Below are 16,883 nucleotides of genomic sequence, written 5' to 3' on the forward strand. Positions count from 1 at the left end.
GGGGAGGGTGGCGTATCCTGCTGATTGATTTCGTAGATGATTTCAACAACAGAGAGATGATACCCCATGAAAAAGTCTACCCTACAGGTCTCCGCAGAACCAGATATTGCCGGTGATCCCTTGCATGAACTCATTCGTAATGGTGCCAGGCAACTGATAGCTGCCGCCGTTGAGGTTGAGCTCGAAGCCATGCTGCAACAACATGCTGAACGCCGCCTTGACGACGGGCGTCATGTTGTCGTTCGTAACGGCTATTTGCCACCGCGAACCATACAGACGGGTATTGGGGATGTTGAAATTAAAGTGCCCAAGGTCAGGGAGCTCAGCGGCAACGGAATATGCTTCAACAGCGCGTTGTTGCTGCCTTATCTGAAACGTGCAAAAAGCGTCGAAGAGTTGCTACCATGGCTGTACCTGCGAGGCATATCCACCGGTGATTTTCACGAAGCCCTGAGGGCGCTTCTCGGTGAAAAAGCGAATGCCCTCTCTGCCAGTACCATCAGCAGACTGAAACAGCAATGGCTTGAAGAGCACAGGCAATGGTGCCTGCGTGATTTAAGCGATACGCGCTACGTTTATTTCTGGGCCGATGGCATATACAGCCATGTCAGGCAAGATGATCGCCTTTACCTGCTGGTCATTATCGGCGTCACTGAGCATGGACGTAAGGAGCTGGTTGCGGTCGAAGATGGTTATCGAGAGTCAGAAGCAAACTGGGCCGAACTTCTTAATGGCCTGCGAGCACGTGGCCTAACCGTATCTCCCAAGCTGGCTACGGAAGACGGTGCCCTTGGTTTTTGGAATGCAATGGCAAAGATATTCCCGGACACGCAGCACCAACGCTGTTGGGTGCACAAAACCGCTAATGTGTTGGCTTCACTCCCCAAAGCCATGCAACCGAAAGTTAAGGCTGAGCTGCGGGAGGTTTGGCTAGCAGAGAGCCGCGATGCCGCTAATGAAGCCTTTGATGTTTTGTTGGCAAGGTTTTCAGCGAAGTATCCTGCAGCGATGAAGAAGCTGGAGAAAGCTCGAGAAGAACTGCTGGCATTCTACGACTTCCCGTCAGAGCACTGGGCGTCAATAAGAACGACAAATCCGATTGAATCGGCTTTTGCGACTGTGAGGCTACGAAGCAGAGGCGCGAAGAACGGTGGTTCGAGAGAAACAACCCTGTCAATGGTATTTAAGCTGCTCCAGTCTGCTCAGAAAAGCTGGAACCGACTAAGAGGATTTGACCTGCTGACCCTGGTTGTAAGCAACGTCCAATTTAAGGATGGAGAACAGATTCACGAAGCATCAGAGCGGAACGTAGCCTGATCGCCATACACCTGATTTGCTAATAACTCACGCGTGGTCGATGCTTTTGACTCTATTTGATTAATCCAACGCGATACAGAGGCAGGGCCAATCCGAAATTGCTTCGCTGTTTCTCGGATACTCAACCCTTCTCGTGTAGATATCACTTTACCTCTAAAATCAATTGAATAGCTCATTTAAATAATGTAATCAAAATTAAGTCTTTTAGCTATATCTATCTGCACTCAGTTATTAATCGGATGCAATAGGGATAGGAGCCGATCTCACGATCAGCTTCCTCCCACACCACCGTACATACGGATCCGTATACGCCGGTTCAGTTATGTTAATCGTCGCCCACCTTATATAGCCAAGCGACATTATTTTGATAACAATTAGCTGTATTTTTTTGCCACATATCAGGGCATTGGCTGTAATCATTTTTAAGTCGGTTGGCTATATATCCGGCAGGCCCATTTCTCTGAACAGTCTATTTGGTAGGGCTATGCACAGCGCTGGTGACAGACTGATCCGCCATTGCTTGTGACAACTGCCCACTGTCTGGGCTGCAAGGTCCTTACCGACCCCTCTAACCCTGAGCTCGCTATAACGAGTCCGCCCTTTCTTCCACTCTTTCCACAGCAGACTGCGCAACCTCCTTCTTACCCACCCCAGCAGGTTGCGCGTCAGTGACGGTATAGCCAAGCGACTTAATTTTGATTACACCATATGGACTGAGAACAAAATCTCTGTATCGCAACCACTCTCTCTTTTTTTGCTTGTGCCCATTTATGCTCAATGGGGTTAAGATCTGGCCAAATATGTAGGCAAATACTCCACCATATACCCTGCATCGATGATGACTTGTTGAATATTATGTTTTTTGTGAAAAGTTGCATTGTCCATCACGATTACCCTGTTTTTAGGGAGTACTGGGATAAGGACTTGTGTGACCCAGGAATAGAAAACATCGCTGTTAATATTGATATCAAATAATCCGATAGCAAACAGCGTTGTGCCTAATAAAGCGCCGATAACATTTGTTCTTCCCTTGGCTCCCCCGTTCTTCAGCCCAAAACACCGTTGACCTTTTGGGGAATAGCCGTGAATCCGTGGGGTATCGTGTGGAAAACCACTTTCATCAATAAAAACAATAGGCTTACCTTCTTTTTCATACTGTTGTATTTTTTGTTGAAATGCTTGCCGGGCGCTTTCGTCGGCTTTCGGATGGCGTAGAGTTTTTTTTATAGGTCAATCCCAGCTTTTTAAGAGCTTGCCAAATGGCCTTCTGACAAACACCAAAACGCTCTGCACGTTCTTTTTGGTAAGCATCTGGATATGGTTCAACATCTTTTATCAACTCGGATTTATCGCTCTTTCGCTGACGCGTGGTCGATGCTTTTGACGCTATTTGATTAATCCAACGCGATACAGAGGCAGGGCCAATCCGAAATTGCTTCGCTGTTTCTCGGATACTCAACCCTTCTTCTTCCCGTGTAGATATCACTTTACGTCTAAAATCAATTGAATAGCTCATTTAAATAATGTGATCAAAATTAAGTCGTTTAGCTATAACTCGTTCAGACTGTAGTAGTTCCGCCATCCCGTCAGATATACCCTGAGTTTGCCGATAACCTGTTCCAGACTGCGGCCTTTGCTGCGCCCGGTTATCTCTCTCAGACGGGATTTAGCCCGTCTTATCGACTCCGGGGCAATGAGGATCCACGCTCTCCCTTTGCCGGAGCTGATGCTGTAACCCAAGAACTTACGTTCGCACTGTGGCGACACCGCTCTTTTCCGCTCATTAACCTTCAGTTTCAGTCTCTTCTCCAGCCAGTGGGTGATGCTTTCCTTCACACATTTACCGGCTCTTTCGCTTCTGACGTAGATATAGCCAAGCGACTTAATTTTGATTACACCATATGGACTGAGAACAAAATCTCTGTATCGCAACCACTCTCTTTTTTTTGCTTTTTGCTTGTGCCCATTTATGCTCAATGGGGTTAAGATCTGGCGAATATGTAGGCAAATACTCCACCATATACCCTGCATCGATGATGACTTGTGGAATATTATGTTTTTTGTGAAAAGTTGCATTGTCCATCACGATTACCCTGTTTTTAGGGAGTACTGGGATAAGGACTTGTGTGACCCAGGAATAGAAAACATCGCTGTTAATATTGATATCAAATAATCCGATAGCAAACAGCGTTGTGCCTAATAAAGGAGCCTGTACACGAGATTGTGTAATTACCTGATTTTGATATGTTCAATCCAACATCAAAAGCAGGTTACTTTATGGACGAAAAACAGTTACAGGCTCTGGCTAACGAGCTGGCCAAAAATCTCAAAACCTCTGACGATCTCAACCAGTTTGATCGCCTGCTGAAAAAGATTAGCGTTGAAGCTGCCCTTAATGCTGAAATGACCCATCACCTCGGGCATGAGAAGCCCCAGTCCAAATCTGGAACTAACACGCGTAATGGCTACTCCACAAAGACTGTTACCACCGGCGATGGTCCGCTGGAACTGCGTACACCACGTGATCGTGATGGTTCCTTTGAACCGCAACTGGTGAAGAAGAACCAGACCCGGATCACCGGGATGGATAACCAGATTTTATAGCTAAACGACTTAATTTTGATCACATTATTTAAATGGGCTATTCAATTGATTTTAGACGTAAAGTGATATCTACACGGGAAGAAGAAGGGTTGAGTATCCGAGAAACAGCGAAGCAATTTCGGATTGGCCCTGCCTCTGTATCGCGTTGGATTAATCAAATAGCGTCAAAAGCATCGACCACGCGTCAGCGAAAGAGCGATAAATCCGAGTTGATAAAAGATGTTGAACCATATCCAGATGCTTACCAAAAAGAACGTGCAGAGCGTTTTGGCGTTTGTCAGAAGGCCATTTGGCAAGCTCTTAAAAAGCTGGGATTGACCTATAAAAAACTCTACGTCATCCGAAAGCCGACGAAAGCGCCCGGCAAGCATTTCAACAAAAAAACAACTGTATGAAAAAGAAGGAAAACCTATTGTTTTTATTGATGAAAGTGGTTTTCCACACGATACCCCACGGACTCACGGCTATTCCCCAAAAGGTCAACGGTGTTTTGGCCTGAAGAACGGGAGAGCCAAGGGAAGAACAAATGTTATCGGCGCTTTATTAGGCACAACGCTGTTTGCTATCGGATTATTTGATATCAATATTAACAGCGATGTTTTCTATTCCTGGGTCACACAAGTCCTTATCCCAGTCCTCCCTAAAAACAGGGTAATCGTGATGGACAATGCAACTTTTCACAAAAAACATAATATTCCACAAGTCATCATCGATGCAGGGTATATGGTGGAGTATTTGCCTACATATTCGCCAGATCTTAACCCCATTGAGCATAAATGGGCACAAGCAAAAAGCAAAAAAAAGAGAGTGGTTGCGATACAGAGATTTTGTTCTCAGTCCATATGGTGTAATCAAAATTAAGTCGGTTGGCTATATCATGAAATGTGCCTAATGACACGCGGCAGATGAGAGATGGCGCAGGATTGCGTAATTCTTTCAGTTTTTACTAAAGAGAATCAGAACAAATACATTATGATTACGCGCTGGATATTTTGACGACGTTACTGACGTCATTTTCAAACCTCACAGGCGCTCCCCGATGACGTGGAGTGCGGCATGCTTGGGCTAGAATAACGAATGAAATTGCTTACCTCTTTGACGATTGCGATTGGCTTGGCCTGCTCTTCGGGCGGGGCGCAACTGACCAACACTGTACCTGTTGCGGCACAAAGCAATGCAGTCCATCAGGCGCAGCGTGATGCCTTTGTCTCCGATCTGCTGCGTAAAATGACCACCGACGAAAAAATTGGGCAGTTACGCCTGATCTGTGTGGGAACTGATAACCCGAAACACGTGATCCGCGAGATGATCAGAGATGGGCAGGTGGGCGCGATTTTCAACACGGTAACGCGACAGGAGATTCGAGCGATGCAGGATCAGGTGATGGAACTGAGTCGCCTGAAAATTCCGCTGTTTTTTGCCTACGATGTGGTGCACGGTCATCGAACCATTTTCCCGATTGCGCTGGGGTTAGCCTCTTCTTGGGACATGAACAACATTGCAAAAAGCGCACGCGTCTCCGCTTATGAAGCCACCGAAGATGGGCTAAACATGACTTGGGCGCCAATGGTCGATATCACCCGCGATCCGCGCTGGGGACGGGTATCGGAAGGCTTTGGGGAAGACACCTGGCTGACCAGCCAAATTGCGCGTGTGGTGGTGAAAGCGTTTCAAGGCGAAGCACCGACCGACAGACATTCACTGATGACCAGCGTCAAACATTTTGCCCTCTATGGTGCGGTGGAAGGCGGACTCGATTACAACACCGTGGACATGAGTCCCCAGCGTATGTTTCAGGATTATTTGCCCCCCTATAAAGCGGCAATTGATGCCGGCAGTGGCGGTGTGATGGTCGCTCTGAACTCCATCAATGGTGTGCCTGCAACGGCAAATCGCTGGTTGTTGAAAGATTTACTGCGCGATCAGTGGAAATTCCAAGGGATTACCATCACCGATCACGGTGCGATTAAAGAACTGATGAAACACGGTGTAGCGAGCGATCCACGTGACGCGTCGCGCATTGCTCTGAAATCTGGCATCGCGATGAGCATGAGCGATGAGTACTTTGTGAAGTACCTGCCTGAGTTGGCGAAAAGCGGTGCTGTCACCATGCAAGAACTGGATGAGGCTTGCCGCCAGGTGCTGAACATGAAGTATGACATGGGACTGTTTGCCGATCCTTACCGCATGCTAGGCGCTGCCAGCAGCGATCCGGTGGATACCAATGCGGAAAGCCGCTTACACCGTGCCGAGGCGCGTGATGTTGCCAAACGCAGCCTAGTGTTGCTGAAAAACCGCCTCAACATTCTGCCGTTAAAAAAATCGGGTGTGATTGCGGTGGTGGGGCCGTTGGCGGACAGCAAGCGAGATACCATGGGCAGTTGGTCTGCGGCCGGATTAGCGCGCCAAACGGTGACCGTGTATCGCGGTATTCGCACTGCGGTGGGTAATGACGCGACGGTATTTTATGCCAAAGGCGCTAATGTCAGTAATCACAAAGGCATTATCGATTTCCTGAATCAATACGAAGATGCGGTACAGGTTGACCCGCGTTCGCCGCAAGAGATGCTTGATGAAGCTGTGGCGGTGGCGAAGAAATCTGATGTGGTAGTTGCGGTCGTCGGTGAAGCAGCCGGTATGGCCCATGAGGCTTCCAGCCGTTCTAACATCGATTTACCGCAGAGCCAGCGCGATCTTATCGCCGCGCTCAAAGCCACCGGCAAGCCGTTGGTGCTGGTGTTGATGAACGGTCGCCCACTGGCGCTGGTGCGCGAAGATCAGCAAGCGGATGCGCTGCTGGAAACCTGGTTTAGCGGTACGGAAGGGGGCAATGCGATCGCCGATGTGCTGTTTGGTGATTATAACCCTTCAGGCAAGTTGCCGATGTCCTTCCCGCGTTCCGTTGGGCAAATCCCAATTTATTACAACCAGTTGCCAACCGGCCGTCCATATACGCCGGAAAATCCCGGCAAGTACACCTCGCATTACTATGACGAGGCCAATGGCCCACTGTATCCGTTTGGCTACGGCTTGAGTTACACCACCTTCAGCGTGTCGGATGTGAGCATGTCCAGTCTGCTGATGAAACGTAACGGCAGCGTGAAAGCGAGCGTAACGGTCACCAACACCGGCAAACGGGCAGGCGAAACCTTGGTGCAGCTGTACCTGCACGATGTCGTCGCGTCTATCAGTCGTCCGGCCAAGGAACTGCGTGGCTATGAGAAAGTGATGCTGCAACCGGGTGAAAGCCGCGTTATCAGATTCACTATCTCTGAAGATGACCTGAAGTTCTACAATACGCAAATGCAGCAGGTTGTCGAACCGGGCAAGTTTGAGGTATTTATTGGTCTGGATTCACAACGCGTGAAACAACAGAGTGTTACGTTGCTCTGACATCCGTCGCGTACTAACGATCCTCGGCCTATACCCATAGGTATCTACACATCTTTTGCAATATCTGCTATTACGTTGCTGCATGATCTCAACTTATCCATCGGCGGGATTGATGCCCGCCTTAACCGGCGTTATCAGCGTCTGGTTAAGCAACACATGACTCCCCCAGCACCATTGGCGTCAGCCGTTAAAGACCTTGCCTGCGCGCAGAAAACAACATTCGCCACTACTCAGGCCGTTTGGCGTTTTTTTAATAATGAACGTATTAGCTTCAGTCAGCTCAATGAACCGATTATTTCGCTGGCTCTCCGGCAGGTTGCACTTAGCCCGCATCCATACGCTCCCGTCGTTCACGACTGGTCTCATTTACAGTTTCGTACCCACAATGGGAAAGAAGAACGTTTGAAAATGACGCATGGTGGCGACGTCGGTTATGAACTACAAACCAGCCTACTGCTTGATGCTGCAAATGGTTTACCAATAGCGCCCCTGTCTCAAACTCTAACCGATAGGGCGGGTTGTCGTTCAACGCTAACCGAGGGCTTGTCTGAGAGTCTGACTCATATGGATGCTTTGACGGCTGATATTGCCCGCGTTGAGTCTCTTGATACCGGGAAGAAGTTAGTTCATCTCATTGACCGTGAAGGTGACTCTATCGGGCATATGCGCACATTAAGCTCCCAGGGAATATGTTGGCTTATCCGGGGAAAGGAAGGGCATCGGGCCGAGTGGGGCGGTGATACCCGTAAAATTGGTGAAATTGCAGACGATCTGCCATTTATAGCAAAACGACTTAAAAATGATTACAGCCAATGCCCTGATATGTGGCAAAAAATACAGCTAATTGTTATCAAAATAATGTCGCTTGGCTATACCTATGCTGTCACGCAGAGGAGTAAACCGCATCACGTCATACGGCAGCCCGCGCGGATAAAGCAAATATCAGCGCGGGCACTGAGCCGTCATCGACATTACTCGTCGCTTCCGTTTTCCTTGCCGCGCAGCTCTTGAATACGTTGATAGACTTCAGCCGCCGTGAGACCACTGTTGGATTCATTGCTCTCAAAATTCATTACTTGCCCAGGATCCACGCCGTGCAACACACCGAGCAGAGCCAGATCTTGTTGAGAAATGCGTTTTCCGGTCAAGGAATCAAACATCTCTGATTGTCCATCAGGATATTTAATCACGGAGACCAATTTACCGCCGAACAGAGGAATGCCTGTCATGGTCAATAAATATTCATTGCCCGCAGCGGCTTCGTCATTATCTTGTTGTTGCTCGGCCTGCTTTTTCTCGGCAGCATCGCCTCGTGCTGCGCGTACCTTGTCAGAAGAGAGGGTCACCTTAGTGCTGTTGTCCGGTGAAAACGTATCGGAAGGATCTGAGCCAGTAGATGAAGATCCGGTTTTACTCTCAGTATTGACTGCCGCTACCGCATTGGGTGATTTGATCACATCAACGGTAGAGACGTTAGGTTGAAAAGTGGCGCCATGTAGATTTTGAATCTGAATATCTGGAATAACCACAATATAACTCCTTTATATATTCATTACTGGCAGTGTTTAATGCCAACACGTCACTTTGAAATAAAGCGAAAAAGATAAAAATGTCAGTAAAATATTTCTTACAAAACAGCCACTTAAAATATTAATGTGCGATCTCAACGCGTTGGGTTTTGAAGGACGCGACGTCTGACCCAGCAACCGCTGGTTATCGATGATTTAACCATTGCCCACTAATGCATCGAGCTTATCTGTATGTGCACAGAACACAAACCCTTGAAATCACTATCGGCCAAAAAAAGAGCTTTTTTAATACTTAAAATGAATAATAGATGATTTCCGTTATTCCGTACGATAACTGTGGATGTGGCGCGTTTTTTGATAGTTGGCCAACGCGACTTGGCCAGAACCGTCAATGCGAAAAAAATCTGAGCGATAGAGGGAAACCAATTCCGACCGGTAGATCGATCATTTGGGTTTGCGGGAAACATTGTTGCCCGCATCTGCACTTAACTTGATTATATCCCAGAGTGCCAGCGCGGTAATCAGCGCAAACCTGATGCGAAAACTGACTCCCGGTATGGCGGGTAGCATAAGCGTCTCGCTGATCTAGGCACCCGAGCGAATGCACAGCGCACCGAGCTCATCTCTTGCGCGGGAACATCGGCGAAGGCCAATGAACTGATCCCAGTGAATTGCATGGAGCGAAACAGACCGCCTAAAAACAGTACCACCAATGTCACCATTTGTGGTGTATCGGGGCTTAACAGTGCGCAGCCTAACAACGACAGTACGCAAAGAATACCGTTACCAATCAGCAATTTTTTAAAGCCAAAATAGCGGATAAGCGGCGTTGTCGCAGGTTTCATCGCCAGGTTACCGGCAAAAACCGCCAGTACCAACGCACCAGAGTTAAAGGCATCCATACCAAATCCCACCTGAAACATCAGTGGTAGCAGGAAGGAAACGGAACTGATGGTTGCGCGTAAAACAAATCCTACGCGCATGGTGATGCGGAATGTGGGAACGCTCAATGCGTCAAGGCGAATCAACGGGGTAGACGCGGTGCGCAGGTGTTTTATCGCCCAAAACAGGGCGAGCATACCGGCAGCGATGACGGCACAGGCCGGGACGCCTGCGTTCCACTCCCGTTACACGATGCATTAGCGGTTATTCTCAAAGCGCGAAGATTGCTCTCATTGATATACATCACGCTTGCCGCCAGCACGGGTTTCGCGTAAAACTGTCTGCCATTCATTAGTGTCGTTAATAACCGCATCTGGACATCTCTTTTACTCATTATGTTTCAAGATAATCCGCTGCTTGCCCAGCTAAAACAGCAACTTAACACCCAAACTCCGCGTGCTGAAGGCGTAGTGAAAGGCACTGATAAAGGGTTCGGCTTTTTGGAAGTCGACGCACAAAAAAGCTACTTTATTCCACCACCGCAGATGAAGAAGGTGATGCATGGCGATCGTATCGTTGCGACGCTCCACACCGATAAAGATCGTGAAATCGCAGAGCCGGAATCCCTGATTGAACCCTTTTTGACGCGCTTTGTTGGCCGCGTGCAGAAAAAGGATGACCGTTTTGCCATCCTGCCCGATCATCCGCTGCTGAAAGAGGCGATCCCCTGCCGTACCGGACGCGACGTCAATCACACCTTTCAGGATGGTGATTGGGCGGTGGCGGAAATGCGTCGCCATCCGCTCAAAGGCGATCGCAGCTTCCATGCTGAATTAACGCAATATATCACCACCGGCGACGATCCGCTGGCGCCGTGGTGGGTGACGTTGTCACGTCACAATCTTGAGCGTACTGCGCCAGAAATGGACAGCGAATTGACGCTCAATGACGGCAATCTGACGCGCGAAGATTTGACCGCACTGACCTTTGTTACCATCGACAGCGCCAGCACTGAAGACATGGACGATGCGCTGTATGCCAAAGATAACGGCGACGGCACCTTGGAACTCACTATCGCCATTGCCGACCCTACCGCCTATGTGGAAGCGGGCAGCACGCTGGATAGGCTGGCGCGTCAACGTGCGTTTACCAACTACCTGCCGGGATTCAATATTCCTATGCTGCCGCGCGTACTTTCCAACGATCTCTGCTCGCTGCGCGCGCAGGAGCGCCGCCCGGCAGTGGTGTGCCGCGTCACCGTCGCGGCCGACGGTACGTTGGGCGATGATGTGCAGTTCTTTGCCGCTTGGGTAGAATCCAAGGCCAAACTGGTTTACGACAACGTTTCAGACTGGCTGGAGCAACAGGGGGAATGGCAGCCGGAGAACGATGCCGTTGCCGAGCAAATCCGTTTGTTGCACCGCATCGGTCTGGCCCGCAGCGCTTGGCGTGCCACCCACGCACTGGTGTTTAAAGATCGTCCTGATTACCGTTTCCTGCTCGGTGAGCAGGGCGATGTGCTGGATATCGTGGTTGAGCAACGTCGCATCGCTAATCGTATCGTCGAAGAAACCATGATCACCGCCAATATCTGCGCCGCACGCATGCTTAAAGAGAAGCTTGGCTTCGGCATTTACAACGTGCACAACGGTTTCGAGCCAACTCAGGTCGATCAGGCCGTGACGGTGTTAAGTAACAACGCCATTGAAGCGGACGCTGCTGCGCTGTTGACCCTGGACGGCTTTTGCAAACTGCGCCGAGAGCTGGATGCGCAGCCGACGTCATTTTTAGACAGCCGCATTCGCCGCTTCCAAACCTTCGCCGAGGTTTCCACTACGCCAGGGCCGCATTTTGGTTTGGGGCTGGATGCGTATGCCACCTGGACCTCACCCATCCGCAAGTTTGGCGACATGATCAACCATCGCCTGCTGAAAGCAATTATTTGCCGACAGCCCGCTGAGAAACCGCAAGATGACATCACGCAACAAATGGCGGAGCGCCGTCGTTTAAACCGGATGGCCGAGCGTGACGTCGGTGACTGGCTGTATGCTCGTTTCCTGAAACCGAAAGCCGGGAGTGATGCCCGCTTCCGCGCCGAGATCATCGATGTGACGCGTGGTGGTCTGCGTGTGCGTTTGCTGAACAACGGTGCCGTTGCCTTTATCCCGGCTTCGTTTATTCACGCAGTACGCGATGAGCTAGTCAGCAGCCAGGAAACGGGAACGGTCTCCGTCAAAGGTGAAGTGGTCTACCGCCAAAGCGATACGCTGGATGTGGTATTGACCGACGTGCGCATGGAAACGCGCAGTATCATTGCCAAACCCGTAGCATAAACTTTTAGTGTCGCCTGCCTGCGGGTTGGCGACACCGATTTTCTCCGCATCAGATTCTCCCTGCCCCTATCATCATGAGTTATGCTCATTTCTGGTGTACGGGGTTTCGGGGAGGGTGGCGTATCCTGCTGATTGATTTCGTGGATGATTTCAACAACAGAGAGATGATACCCCATGAAAAAGTCTACCCTACAGCTCTCCGCAGAACCAGATATTGCCGGTGATCCCTTGCATGAACTCATTCGTAATGTCGCTTGGCTATATGCTTCAACAGCGCGTTGTTGCCGCCTTATCTGAAACGTGCAAAAAGCGTCGAAGAGTTGCCGCCTTATCTGAAACGTGCAAAAAGCGTCGAAGAGTTGCTACCATGGCTGTACCTGCGAGGCATATCCACCGGTGATTTTCACGAAGCCCTGAGGGCGCTTCTCGGTGAAAAAGCGAATGGCCTCTCTGCCAGTACCATCAGCAGACTGAAACAGCAATGGCTTGAAGAGCACAGGCAATGGTGCCTGCGTGATTTAAGCGATACGCGCTACGTTTATTGCTGGCCGATGGTATATACAGCCATGTCAGGCAAGATGATCGCCTTTACCTGCTGGTCATTATCGGCGTCACTGAGCATGGACGTAAGGAGCTGGTTGCGGTCGAAGATGGTTATCGAGAGTCAGAAGCAAACTGGGCCGAACTTCTTAATGGCCTGCGAGCACGTGGCCTAACCGTATCTCCCAAGCTGGCTACGGGAGACGGTGCTCTTGGTTTTTGGAATGCAATGGCAAAGATATTCCCGGACACGCAGCACCAACGCTGTTGGGTGCACAAAACCGCTAATGTGTTGGCTTCACTCCCCAAAGCCATGCAACCGAAAGTTAAGGCTGAGCTGCGGGAGGTTTGGCTAGCAGAGAGCCGCGATGCCGCTAATGAAGCCTTTGATGTTTTGTTGGCAAGGTTTTCAGCGAAGTATCCTGCAGCGATGAAGAAGCTGGAGAAAGCTCGAGAAGAACTGCTGGCATTCTACGACTTCCCGTCAGAGCACTGGGCGTCAATAAGAACGACAAATCCGATTGAATCGGCTTTTGCGACTGTGAGGCTACGAAGCAGAGGCGCGAAGAACGGTGGTTCGAGAGAAACAACCCTGTCAATGGTATGGTATTTAAGCTGCTCCAGTCAGCTCAGAAAAGCTGGAACCGACTAAGAGGATTTGACCTGCTGACCCTGGTTGTAAGCAACGTCCAATTTAAGGATGGAGAACAGATTCACGAAGCATCAGAGCGGAACGTAGCCTGATTGCCATACACCAGATTTGCTAATAACTCTATCATCATTAGCCAAAACTGAATTTAATTTACAAAAATTCACTCTTGCTCACATTTTCTCATCTGCACCTGCCGCGTATCACGCTGAAATATACTATGTTTTTAAGGGGTGCGCCGTTTGCCATGGCGCCACTCCCTAAAAGCCAGCAAAAGTCTCGCCCCATTAGTTGGGTAACGAAGGAGCCGTTGTCATGAATAATGTCAAGAGCATAGTGATCTGGCTGTTGGTCGCATTAGCGGGGGCTATCGCCTTCGCGATGCTGGCCTTAAGCCGTGGAGAGCACGTTAATGCCGTGTGGTTGGTCATTGCCGCCGTATCCTGCTACAGCATTGCCTACCGCTTTTACAGTCTGTTTATTGCTAAAAAAGTGTTTGAACTGGACGACCGTCGTGTCACGCCGGCTAAGCGTCACAATGACGGGTTGGATTATGTTCCCACCAACAAGTGGGTGTTGTTTGGTCACCACTTTGCCGCTATCGCCGGGGCGGGTCCGTTGGTTGGCCCGATTCTTGCCGCGCAGATGGGCTTTCTGCCGGGCACCATCTGGATTTTGGTCGGGGTGATGTTCGCCGGTGCGGTACAAGATTTTCTGGTCCTGTTTATCTCGACGCGCCGCGATGGCCGTTCGCTCGGGGAAATGGCAAAACAAGAGTTAGGCACCTTTGCAGGTGTGGTGACGATGCTGGGCGCACTGGGTGTGATGATAATCATCCTTTCCGCACTGGCACTGGTTGTGGTCAAAGCGCTGGCACACAGCCCCTGGGGGGTGTTTACCATTGCAGCGACCATCCCGATTGCGCTGTTTATGGGCGTCTATATGCGTTTTCTGCGCCCTGGAAAAATAGCTGAAGTGTCATTGATCGGTTTTGTGTTGATGATGATGGCCATCGTGTACGGCGGCGACATTTCTGTCCATCCGTACTGGGGTCCCTTCTTCACCCTGCAAGGTACCACGCTGACCTGGGCGCTGGTGATTTACGGCTTTATCGCTTCGGTGCTGCCAGTATGGCTGCTGCTGGCACCACGCGACTATCTTTCTACGTTCCTGAAAATTGGTGTGATTGTCGGTCTGGCTGTGGGTATTGTGTTCGTCACGCCAGAACTGAAAATGCCGTCTGTGACACGCTTTATTGACGGTAGCGGGCCGGTGTTCTCCGGTAGCCTGTTCCCCTTCCTGTTTATCACCATCGCTTGCGGTGCCATCTCCGGGTTCCACGCGTTGGTCTCCAGCGGTACCACGCCTAAGCTGATTGAACGAGAAAGTCACATTCGCATGATTGGTTATGGTGCGATGCTGATGGAATCGTTTGTGGCGATCATGGCGCTGATTTGCGCTTCAGTTATCGATCCGGGCGTCTATTTCGCCATGAACTCACCGTCTGTGCTAATCGGTACCACCGTTGAACAAGCCTCACAGGTGATCAACGGCTGGGGCTTTATGATCACACCGGAAGCGCTGAGTGAAATAGCCAAAGACGTGGGCGAAGCCTCTATTCTGTCACGTGCCGGGGGGGCACCTATCTTTGCGGTGGGTATGGCGCATATCATCACCGAAATCTTTAACAGTCGGGCCATGATGGCATTCTGCTATCACTTCGCCATCCTGTTTGAAGCGCTGTTCATTTTGACAGCTGTCGATGCCGGTACCCGCGCCTGCCGTTTCATGGTGCAGGATCTGGTCGGTCTCGCCATTCCCGGTATGGGCAAGAGCCACTCCTGGCTGGGTAACATGGCGGGCACCACGGTGGCGGTAGCCGGTTGGGGATTTTTTGTCTATCAGGGCGTTATCGATCCTCTCGGTGGGATTAACACCTTGTGGCCGCTGTTTGGTATCGGAAACCAGATGCTGGCTTCTATGGCGCTGATTCTTGGTACCGTTGTGCTGTTCAAAATGAAGAAACAGCGCTATGCTTGGGTAACTATACTGCCGACCATCTGGCTGTTTATCACTTCCATGACAGCCGGCTGGCAGAAAATCTTCCATGAAAAAGCCAGTATCGGTTTTCTGGCTCAGGTTAAACGTTTCTCGCAGGGTATTGAGCAAGGCACGTTAATCGCCCCGGCCAAGACCATCAAAGATATGGAAACCATTGTGTTCAGCAACCAGATCAACGCCGCACTGTGCGGGTTCTTTATGCTGGTAGTGGTTACCATGCTTATTTCCGCCTTTTTCGTGATTCGCCGTGCCTTGGCAAGCGAGACGCCGACGGCAAAAGAAGTGGCTGTTATCTTACGTGAAGAAACAACGCACCGTTAACCGCCTCATTAACGGTGCTGTGTGCCGATGCCCGTTAGCAATGACGGGCATTTTTTTCCATTGTGATACTAGGCTGTGTCCCTTAATTGCTTGAGCTATATAGAAAAACGACTTAATTTTGATTACATTATTTAAATGAGCTATTCAATTGATTTTAGACGTAAAGTGATATCTACACGGGGCTTTGTTGAATAAACATATTTTATGCTGCACCCCCGGTGAAACGACAGATCCTCGCAACGCAAAATCATGCAGTTAGGCCTCATAAGAAAACTGTAAACCTGAGATGACAAGCATTTTCTACCAAAACTGACTGGAAAAACAGCATGACTCACTATTATTCAACAAAGCATCTACACGGGAAGAAGGAAGAAGGGTTGAGTATCCGAGAAACAGCGAAGCAATTTCGGATTGGCCCTGCCTCTGTATCGCGTTGGATTAATCAAATATAGCCAACCGACATTATTTTGATAACAGCCAGCTATGCTTTTTTGCCGCATATCAGGGTATCTGTTGTAATCATTTTTAAGTCGGTTGGCTATAGAGTCAAAAACATCGACCACGCGTCAGCGAAAGAGCGATAAATCCGAGTTGATAAAAGATGTTGAACCATATCCAGATGCTTACCAAAAAGAACGTGCAGAGCGTTTTGGCGTTTGTCAGAAGGCCATTTGGCAAGCTCTTAAAAAGCTGGGATTGACCTATAAAAAAACGCTACGTCATCCGAAAGCCGACGAAAGCGCCCGGCAAGCATTTCAACAAAAAATAAAACAGTATGAAAAAGAAGGTAAACCTATTGTTTTTATTGATGAAAATGGTTTTCCACACGATACCCCACGGACTCACGGCTATTCCCCAAAAGGTCAACGGTGTTTTGGCCTGAAGAACGGGGGAGGCAAGGGAAGAACAAATGTTATCGGCGCTTTATTAGGCACAACGCTGTTTGCTATCGGATTATTTGATATCAATATTAACAGCGATGTTTTCTATTCCTGGGTCACACAAGTTCTTATCCCAGTACTCCCTAAAAACAGTGTAATCGTGATGGACAATGCAACTTTTCACAAAAAACATAATATTCAACAAGTCATCATCGATGCAGGGTATATGGTGGAGTATTTGCCTACATATTCACCAGATCTTAACCCCATTGAGCATAAATGGGCACAAGCAAAAAGCAAAAAAAGAGAGAGTGGTTGCGATACAGAGATTTTGTTCTCAGTCAATATGGTGTGATCAAAATTAAGTCGCTTG

General features: G+C 49.4%; 18 protein-coding genes and 3 pseudogenes. 12 read left to right on the forward strand and 9 right to left on the reverse strand.

Annotated elements, in window-relative coordinates; genetic code table 11:
• Positions 1–66: 66 nt before the first annotated feature.
• Entirely contained in the window at positions 67–1,317 is a 1,251-nt protein-coding gene (locus ACD630_RS14040; RefSeq protein WP_430359408.1) for an IS256 family transposase, read from the forward strand.
• Here ACD630_RS14040 and ACD630_RS14045 read toward each other — a convergent pair.
• The 7 genes from ACD630_RS14045 to ACD630_RS14075 all read right to left on the reverse strand — a co-directional run bounded on the left by ACD630_RS14045 (position 1,287) and on the right by ACD630_RS14075 (position 3,547).
• The gene (locus ACD630_RS14045) at positions 1,287–1,493 is read right to left on the reverse strand and encodes an IS630 transposase-related protein (protein ID WP_430359409.1); all 207 of its coding nucleotides are present in this window, start codon (positions 1,491–1,493) and stop codon (positions 1,287–1,289) included. The genes ACD630_RS14040 and ACD630_RS14045 overlap by 31 nt on opposite strands.
• A 55-nt stretch (positions 1,494–1,548) precedes the next feature.
• Positions 1,549–1,737 carry a hypothetical protein gene (locus ACD630_RS14050; RefSeq protein WP_430359410.1) on the reverse strand — a complete coding sequence of 63 codons (189 nt, stop codon included), beginning with the start codon at positions 1,735–1,737 and terminating at the stop codon, positions 1,549–1,551.
• A gap of 163 nt (positions 1,738–1,900) precedes the next feature.
• On the reverse strand, positions 1,901–2,095 hold the full coding sequence (locus ACD630_RS14055) for a hypothetical protein (RefSeq protein ID WP_430359411.1): 195 nt from the start codon (positions 2,093–2,095) through the stop codon (positions 1,901–1,903).
• A gap of 5 nt (positions 2,096–2,100) precedes the next feature.
• Positions 2,101–2,406, reverse strand: a complete 306-nt coding sequence (locus tag ACD630_RS14060) for a transposase (RefSeq protein ID WP_430360048.1) — start codon at positions 2,404–2,406, stop codon at positions 2,101–2,103.
• 61 nt (positions 2,407–2,467) lie between these two features.
• Entirely contained in the window at positions 2,468–2,833 is a 366-nt protein-coding gene (locus ACD630_RS14065) for an IS630 transposase-related protein (protein WP_430359412.1), read from the reverse strand.
• Positions 2,834–2,865: 32 nt separating this feature from the next.
• Positions 2,866–3,294, reverse strand: a complete 429-nt coding sequence (locus tag ACD630_RS14070) for a group II intron maturase-specific domain-containing protein (protein ID WP_430359413.1) — start codon at positions 3,292–3,294, stop codon at positions 2,866–2,868.
• Positions 3,200–3,547, reverse strand: a complete 348-nt coding sequence (locus ACD630_RS14075; RefSeq protein ID WP_430360049.1) for a transposase — start codon at positions 3,545–3,547, stop codon at positions 3,200–3,202. Before ACD630_RS14075 ends, ACD630_RS14070 begins: the two co-directional genes overlap by 95 nt.
• Positions 3,548–3,594: 47 nt before the next feature.
• Here ACD630_RS14075 and ACD630_RS14080 point away from each other — a divergent pair.
• The 5 genes and pseudogenes from ACD630_RS14080 to ACD630_RS14100 form a co-directional block, all read left to right on the forward strand.
• A pseudogene (locus ACD630_RS14080) lies at positions 3,595–3,918 on the forward strand (transposase); the annotation flags it as partial.
• A gap of 35 nt (positions 3,919–3,953) precedes the next feature.
• Positions 3,954–4,316: an IS630 transposase-related protein gene (locus ACD630_RS14085; RefSeq protein WP_430359414.1), complete on the forward strand. Its 363-nt coding sequence runs from the start codon at positions 3,954–3,956 to the stop codon at positions 4,314–4,316.
• Between the two features lie 25 nt (positions 4,317–4,341).
• Entirely contained in the window at positions 4,342–4,782 is a 441-nt protein-coding gene (locus ACD630_RS14090) for a transposase (protein WP_430360050.1), read from the forward strand.
• A 216-nt stretch (positions 4,783–4,998) separates the two neighbouring features.
• Positions 4,999–7,314, forward strand: a complete 2,316-nt coding sequence (gene bglX / locus ACD630_RS14095; RefSeq protein ID WP_430359415.1) for a beta-glucosidase BglX — start codon at positions 4,999–5,001, stop codon at positions 7,312–7,314.
• A 75-nt stretch (positions 7,315–7,389) separates the two neighbouring features.
• Complete coding sequence (locus ACD630_RS14100; RefSeq protein WP_430359416.1) at positions 7,390–8,325, forward strand: hypothetical protein; 936 nt, start codon at positions 7,390–7,392, stop codon at positions 8,323–8,325.
• On the opposite strand, the gene ACD630_RS14105 is transcribed toward ACD630_RS14100, so the two are convergent.
• Both ACD630_RS14105 and ACD630_RS14110 read right to left on the reverse strand, forming a co-directional pair.
• Positions 8,286–8,843: a hypothetical protein gene (locus tag ACD630_RS14105; RefSeq protein ID WP_430359417.1), complete on the reverse strand. Its 558-nt coding sequence runs from the start codon at positions 8,841–8,843 to the stop codon at positions 8,286–8,288. The genes ACD630_RS14100 and ACD630_RS14105 overlap by 40 nt on opposite strands.
• A 444-nt stretch (positions 8,844–9,287) precedes the next feature.
• Positions 9,288–9,955: pseudogene (locus ACD630_RS14110) on the reverse strand (MFS transporter); the annotation flags it as partial.
• Between the two features lie 165 nt (positions 9,956–10,120).
• On the opposite strand from ACD630_RS14110, the gene ACD630_RS14115 reads away from it, so the two are divergent.
• The 6 genes and pseudogenes from ACD630_RS14115 to ACD630_RS14140 all read left to right on the forward strand — a co-directional run bounded on the left by ACD630_RS14115 (position 10,121) and on the right by ACD630_RS14140 (position 16,865).
• Entirely contained in the window at positions 10,121–12,058 is a 1,938-nt protein-coding gene (locus tag ACD630_RS14115; protein ID WP_430359418.1) for an exoribonuclease II, read from the forward strand.
• A gap of 174 nt (positions 12,059–12,232) precedes the next feature.
• Positions 12,233–12,355 (forward strand): hypothetical protein, encoded by a 123-nt coding sequence (locus ACD630_RS14120; RefSeq protein WP_430359419.1) that lies wholly within the window; start codon positions 12,233–12,235, stop codon positions 12,353–12,355.
• 23 nt (positions 12,356–12,378) lie between these two features.
• Positions 12,379–13,342, forward strand: a pseudogene (locus ACD630_RS14125) (IS256 family transposase); the annotation flags it as partial.
• A gap of 220 nt (positions 13,343–13,562) precedes the next feature.
• Positions 13,563–15,629: a carbon starvation CstA family protein gene (locus ACD630_RS14130; RefSeq protein ID WP_430359420.1), complete on the forward strand. Its 2,067-nt coding sequence runs from the start codon at positions 13,563–13,565 to the stop codon at positions 15,627–15,629.
• A 326-nt stretch (positions 15,630–15,955) separates the two neighbouring features.
• On the forward strand, positions 15,956–16,081 hold the full coding sequence (locus ACD630_RS14135) for a helix-turn-helix domain-containing protein (protein WP_430359421.1): 126 nt from the start codon (positions 15,956–15,958) through the stop codon (positions 16,079–16,081).
• 82 nt (positions 16,082–16,163) lie between these two features.
• Positions 16,164–16,865: an IS630 family transposase gene (locus tag ACD630_RS14140; RefSeq protein WP_430359422.1), complete on the forward strand. Its 702-nt coding sequence runs from the start codon at positions 16,164–16,166 to the stop codon at positions 16,863–16,865.
• The last annotated feature ends 18 nt before the right edge of the window (positions 16,866–16,883 follow it).

Source organism: Symbiopectobacterium sp. RP (assembly GCF_050472005.1).
Lineage (GTDB): Bacteria > Pseudomonadota > Gammaproteobacteria > Enterobacterales > Enterobacteriaceae > Symbiopectobacterium.

What these genes read in the sequence shown, in the direction of transcription:
- ACD630_RS14115 (WP_430359418.1), top strand. Translation starts at nt 10,121, where the DNA reads ATGTTTCAAGATAATCCGCTGCTTGCCCAGCTAAAACAGCAACTTAAC.
- ACD630_RS14065 (WP_430359412.1), bottom strand. Translation starts at nt 2,833, where the DNA reads ATGAGCTATTCAATTGATTTTAGACGTAAAGTGATATCTACACGGGAA.
- ACD630_RS14085 (WP_430359414.1), top strand. Translation starts at nt 3,954, where the DNA reads ATGGGCTATTCAATTGATTTTAGACGTAAAGTGATATCTACACGGGAA.
- bglX (WP_430359415.1), top strand. Translation starts at nt 4,999, where the DNA reads ATGAAATTGCTTACCTCTTTGACGATTGCGATTGGCTTGGCCTGCTCT.
- ACD630_RS14120 (WP_430359419.1), top strand. Translation starts at nt 12,233, where the DNA reads ATGAAAAAGTCTACCCTACAGCTCTCCGCAGAACCAGATATTGCCGGT.
- ACD630_RS14135 (WP_430359421.1), top strand. Translation starts at nt 15,956, where the DNA reads ATGACTCACTATTATTCAACAAAGCATCTACACGGGAAGAAGGAAGAA.
- ACD630_RS14040 (WP_430359408.1), top strand. Translation starts at nt 67, where the DNA reads ATGAAAAAGTCTACCCTACAGGTCTCCGCAGAACCAGATATTGCCGGT.
- ACD630_RS14050 (WP_430359410.1), bottom strand. Translation starts at nt 1,737, where the DNA reads ATGATTACAGCCAATGCCCTGATATGTGGCAAAAAAATACAGCTAATT.
- ACD630_RS14130 (WP_430359420.1), top strand. Translation starts at nt 13,563, where the DNA reads ATGAATAATGTCAAGAGCATAGTGATCTGGCTGTTGGTCGCATTAGCG.
- ACD630_RS14045 (WP_430359409.1), bottom strand. Translation starts at nt 1,493, where the DNA reads ATGAGCTATTCAATTGATTTTAGAGGTAAAGTGATATCTACACGAGAA.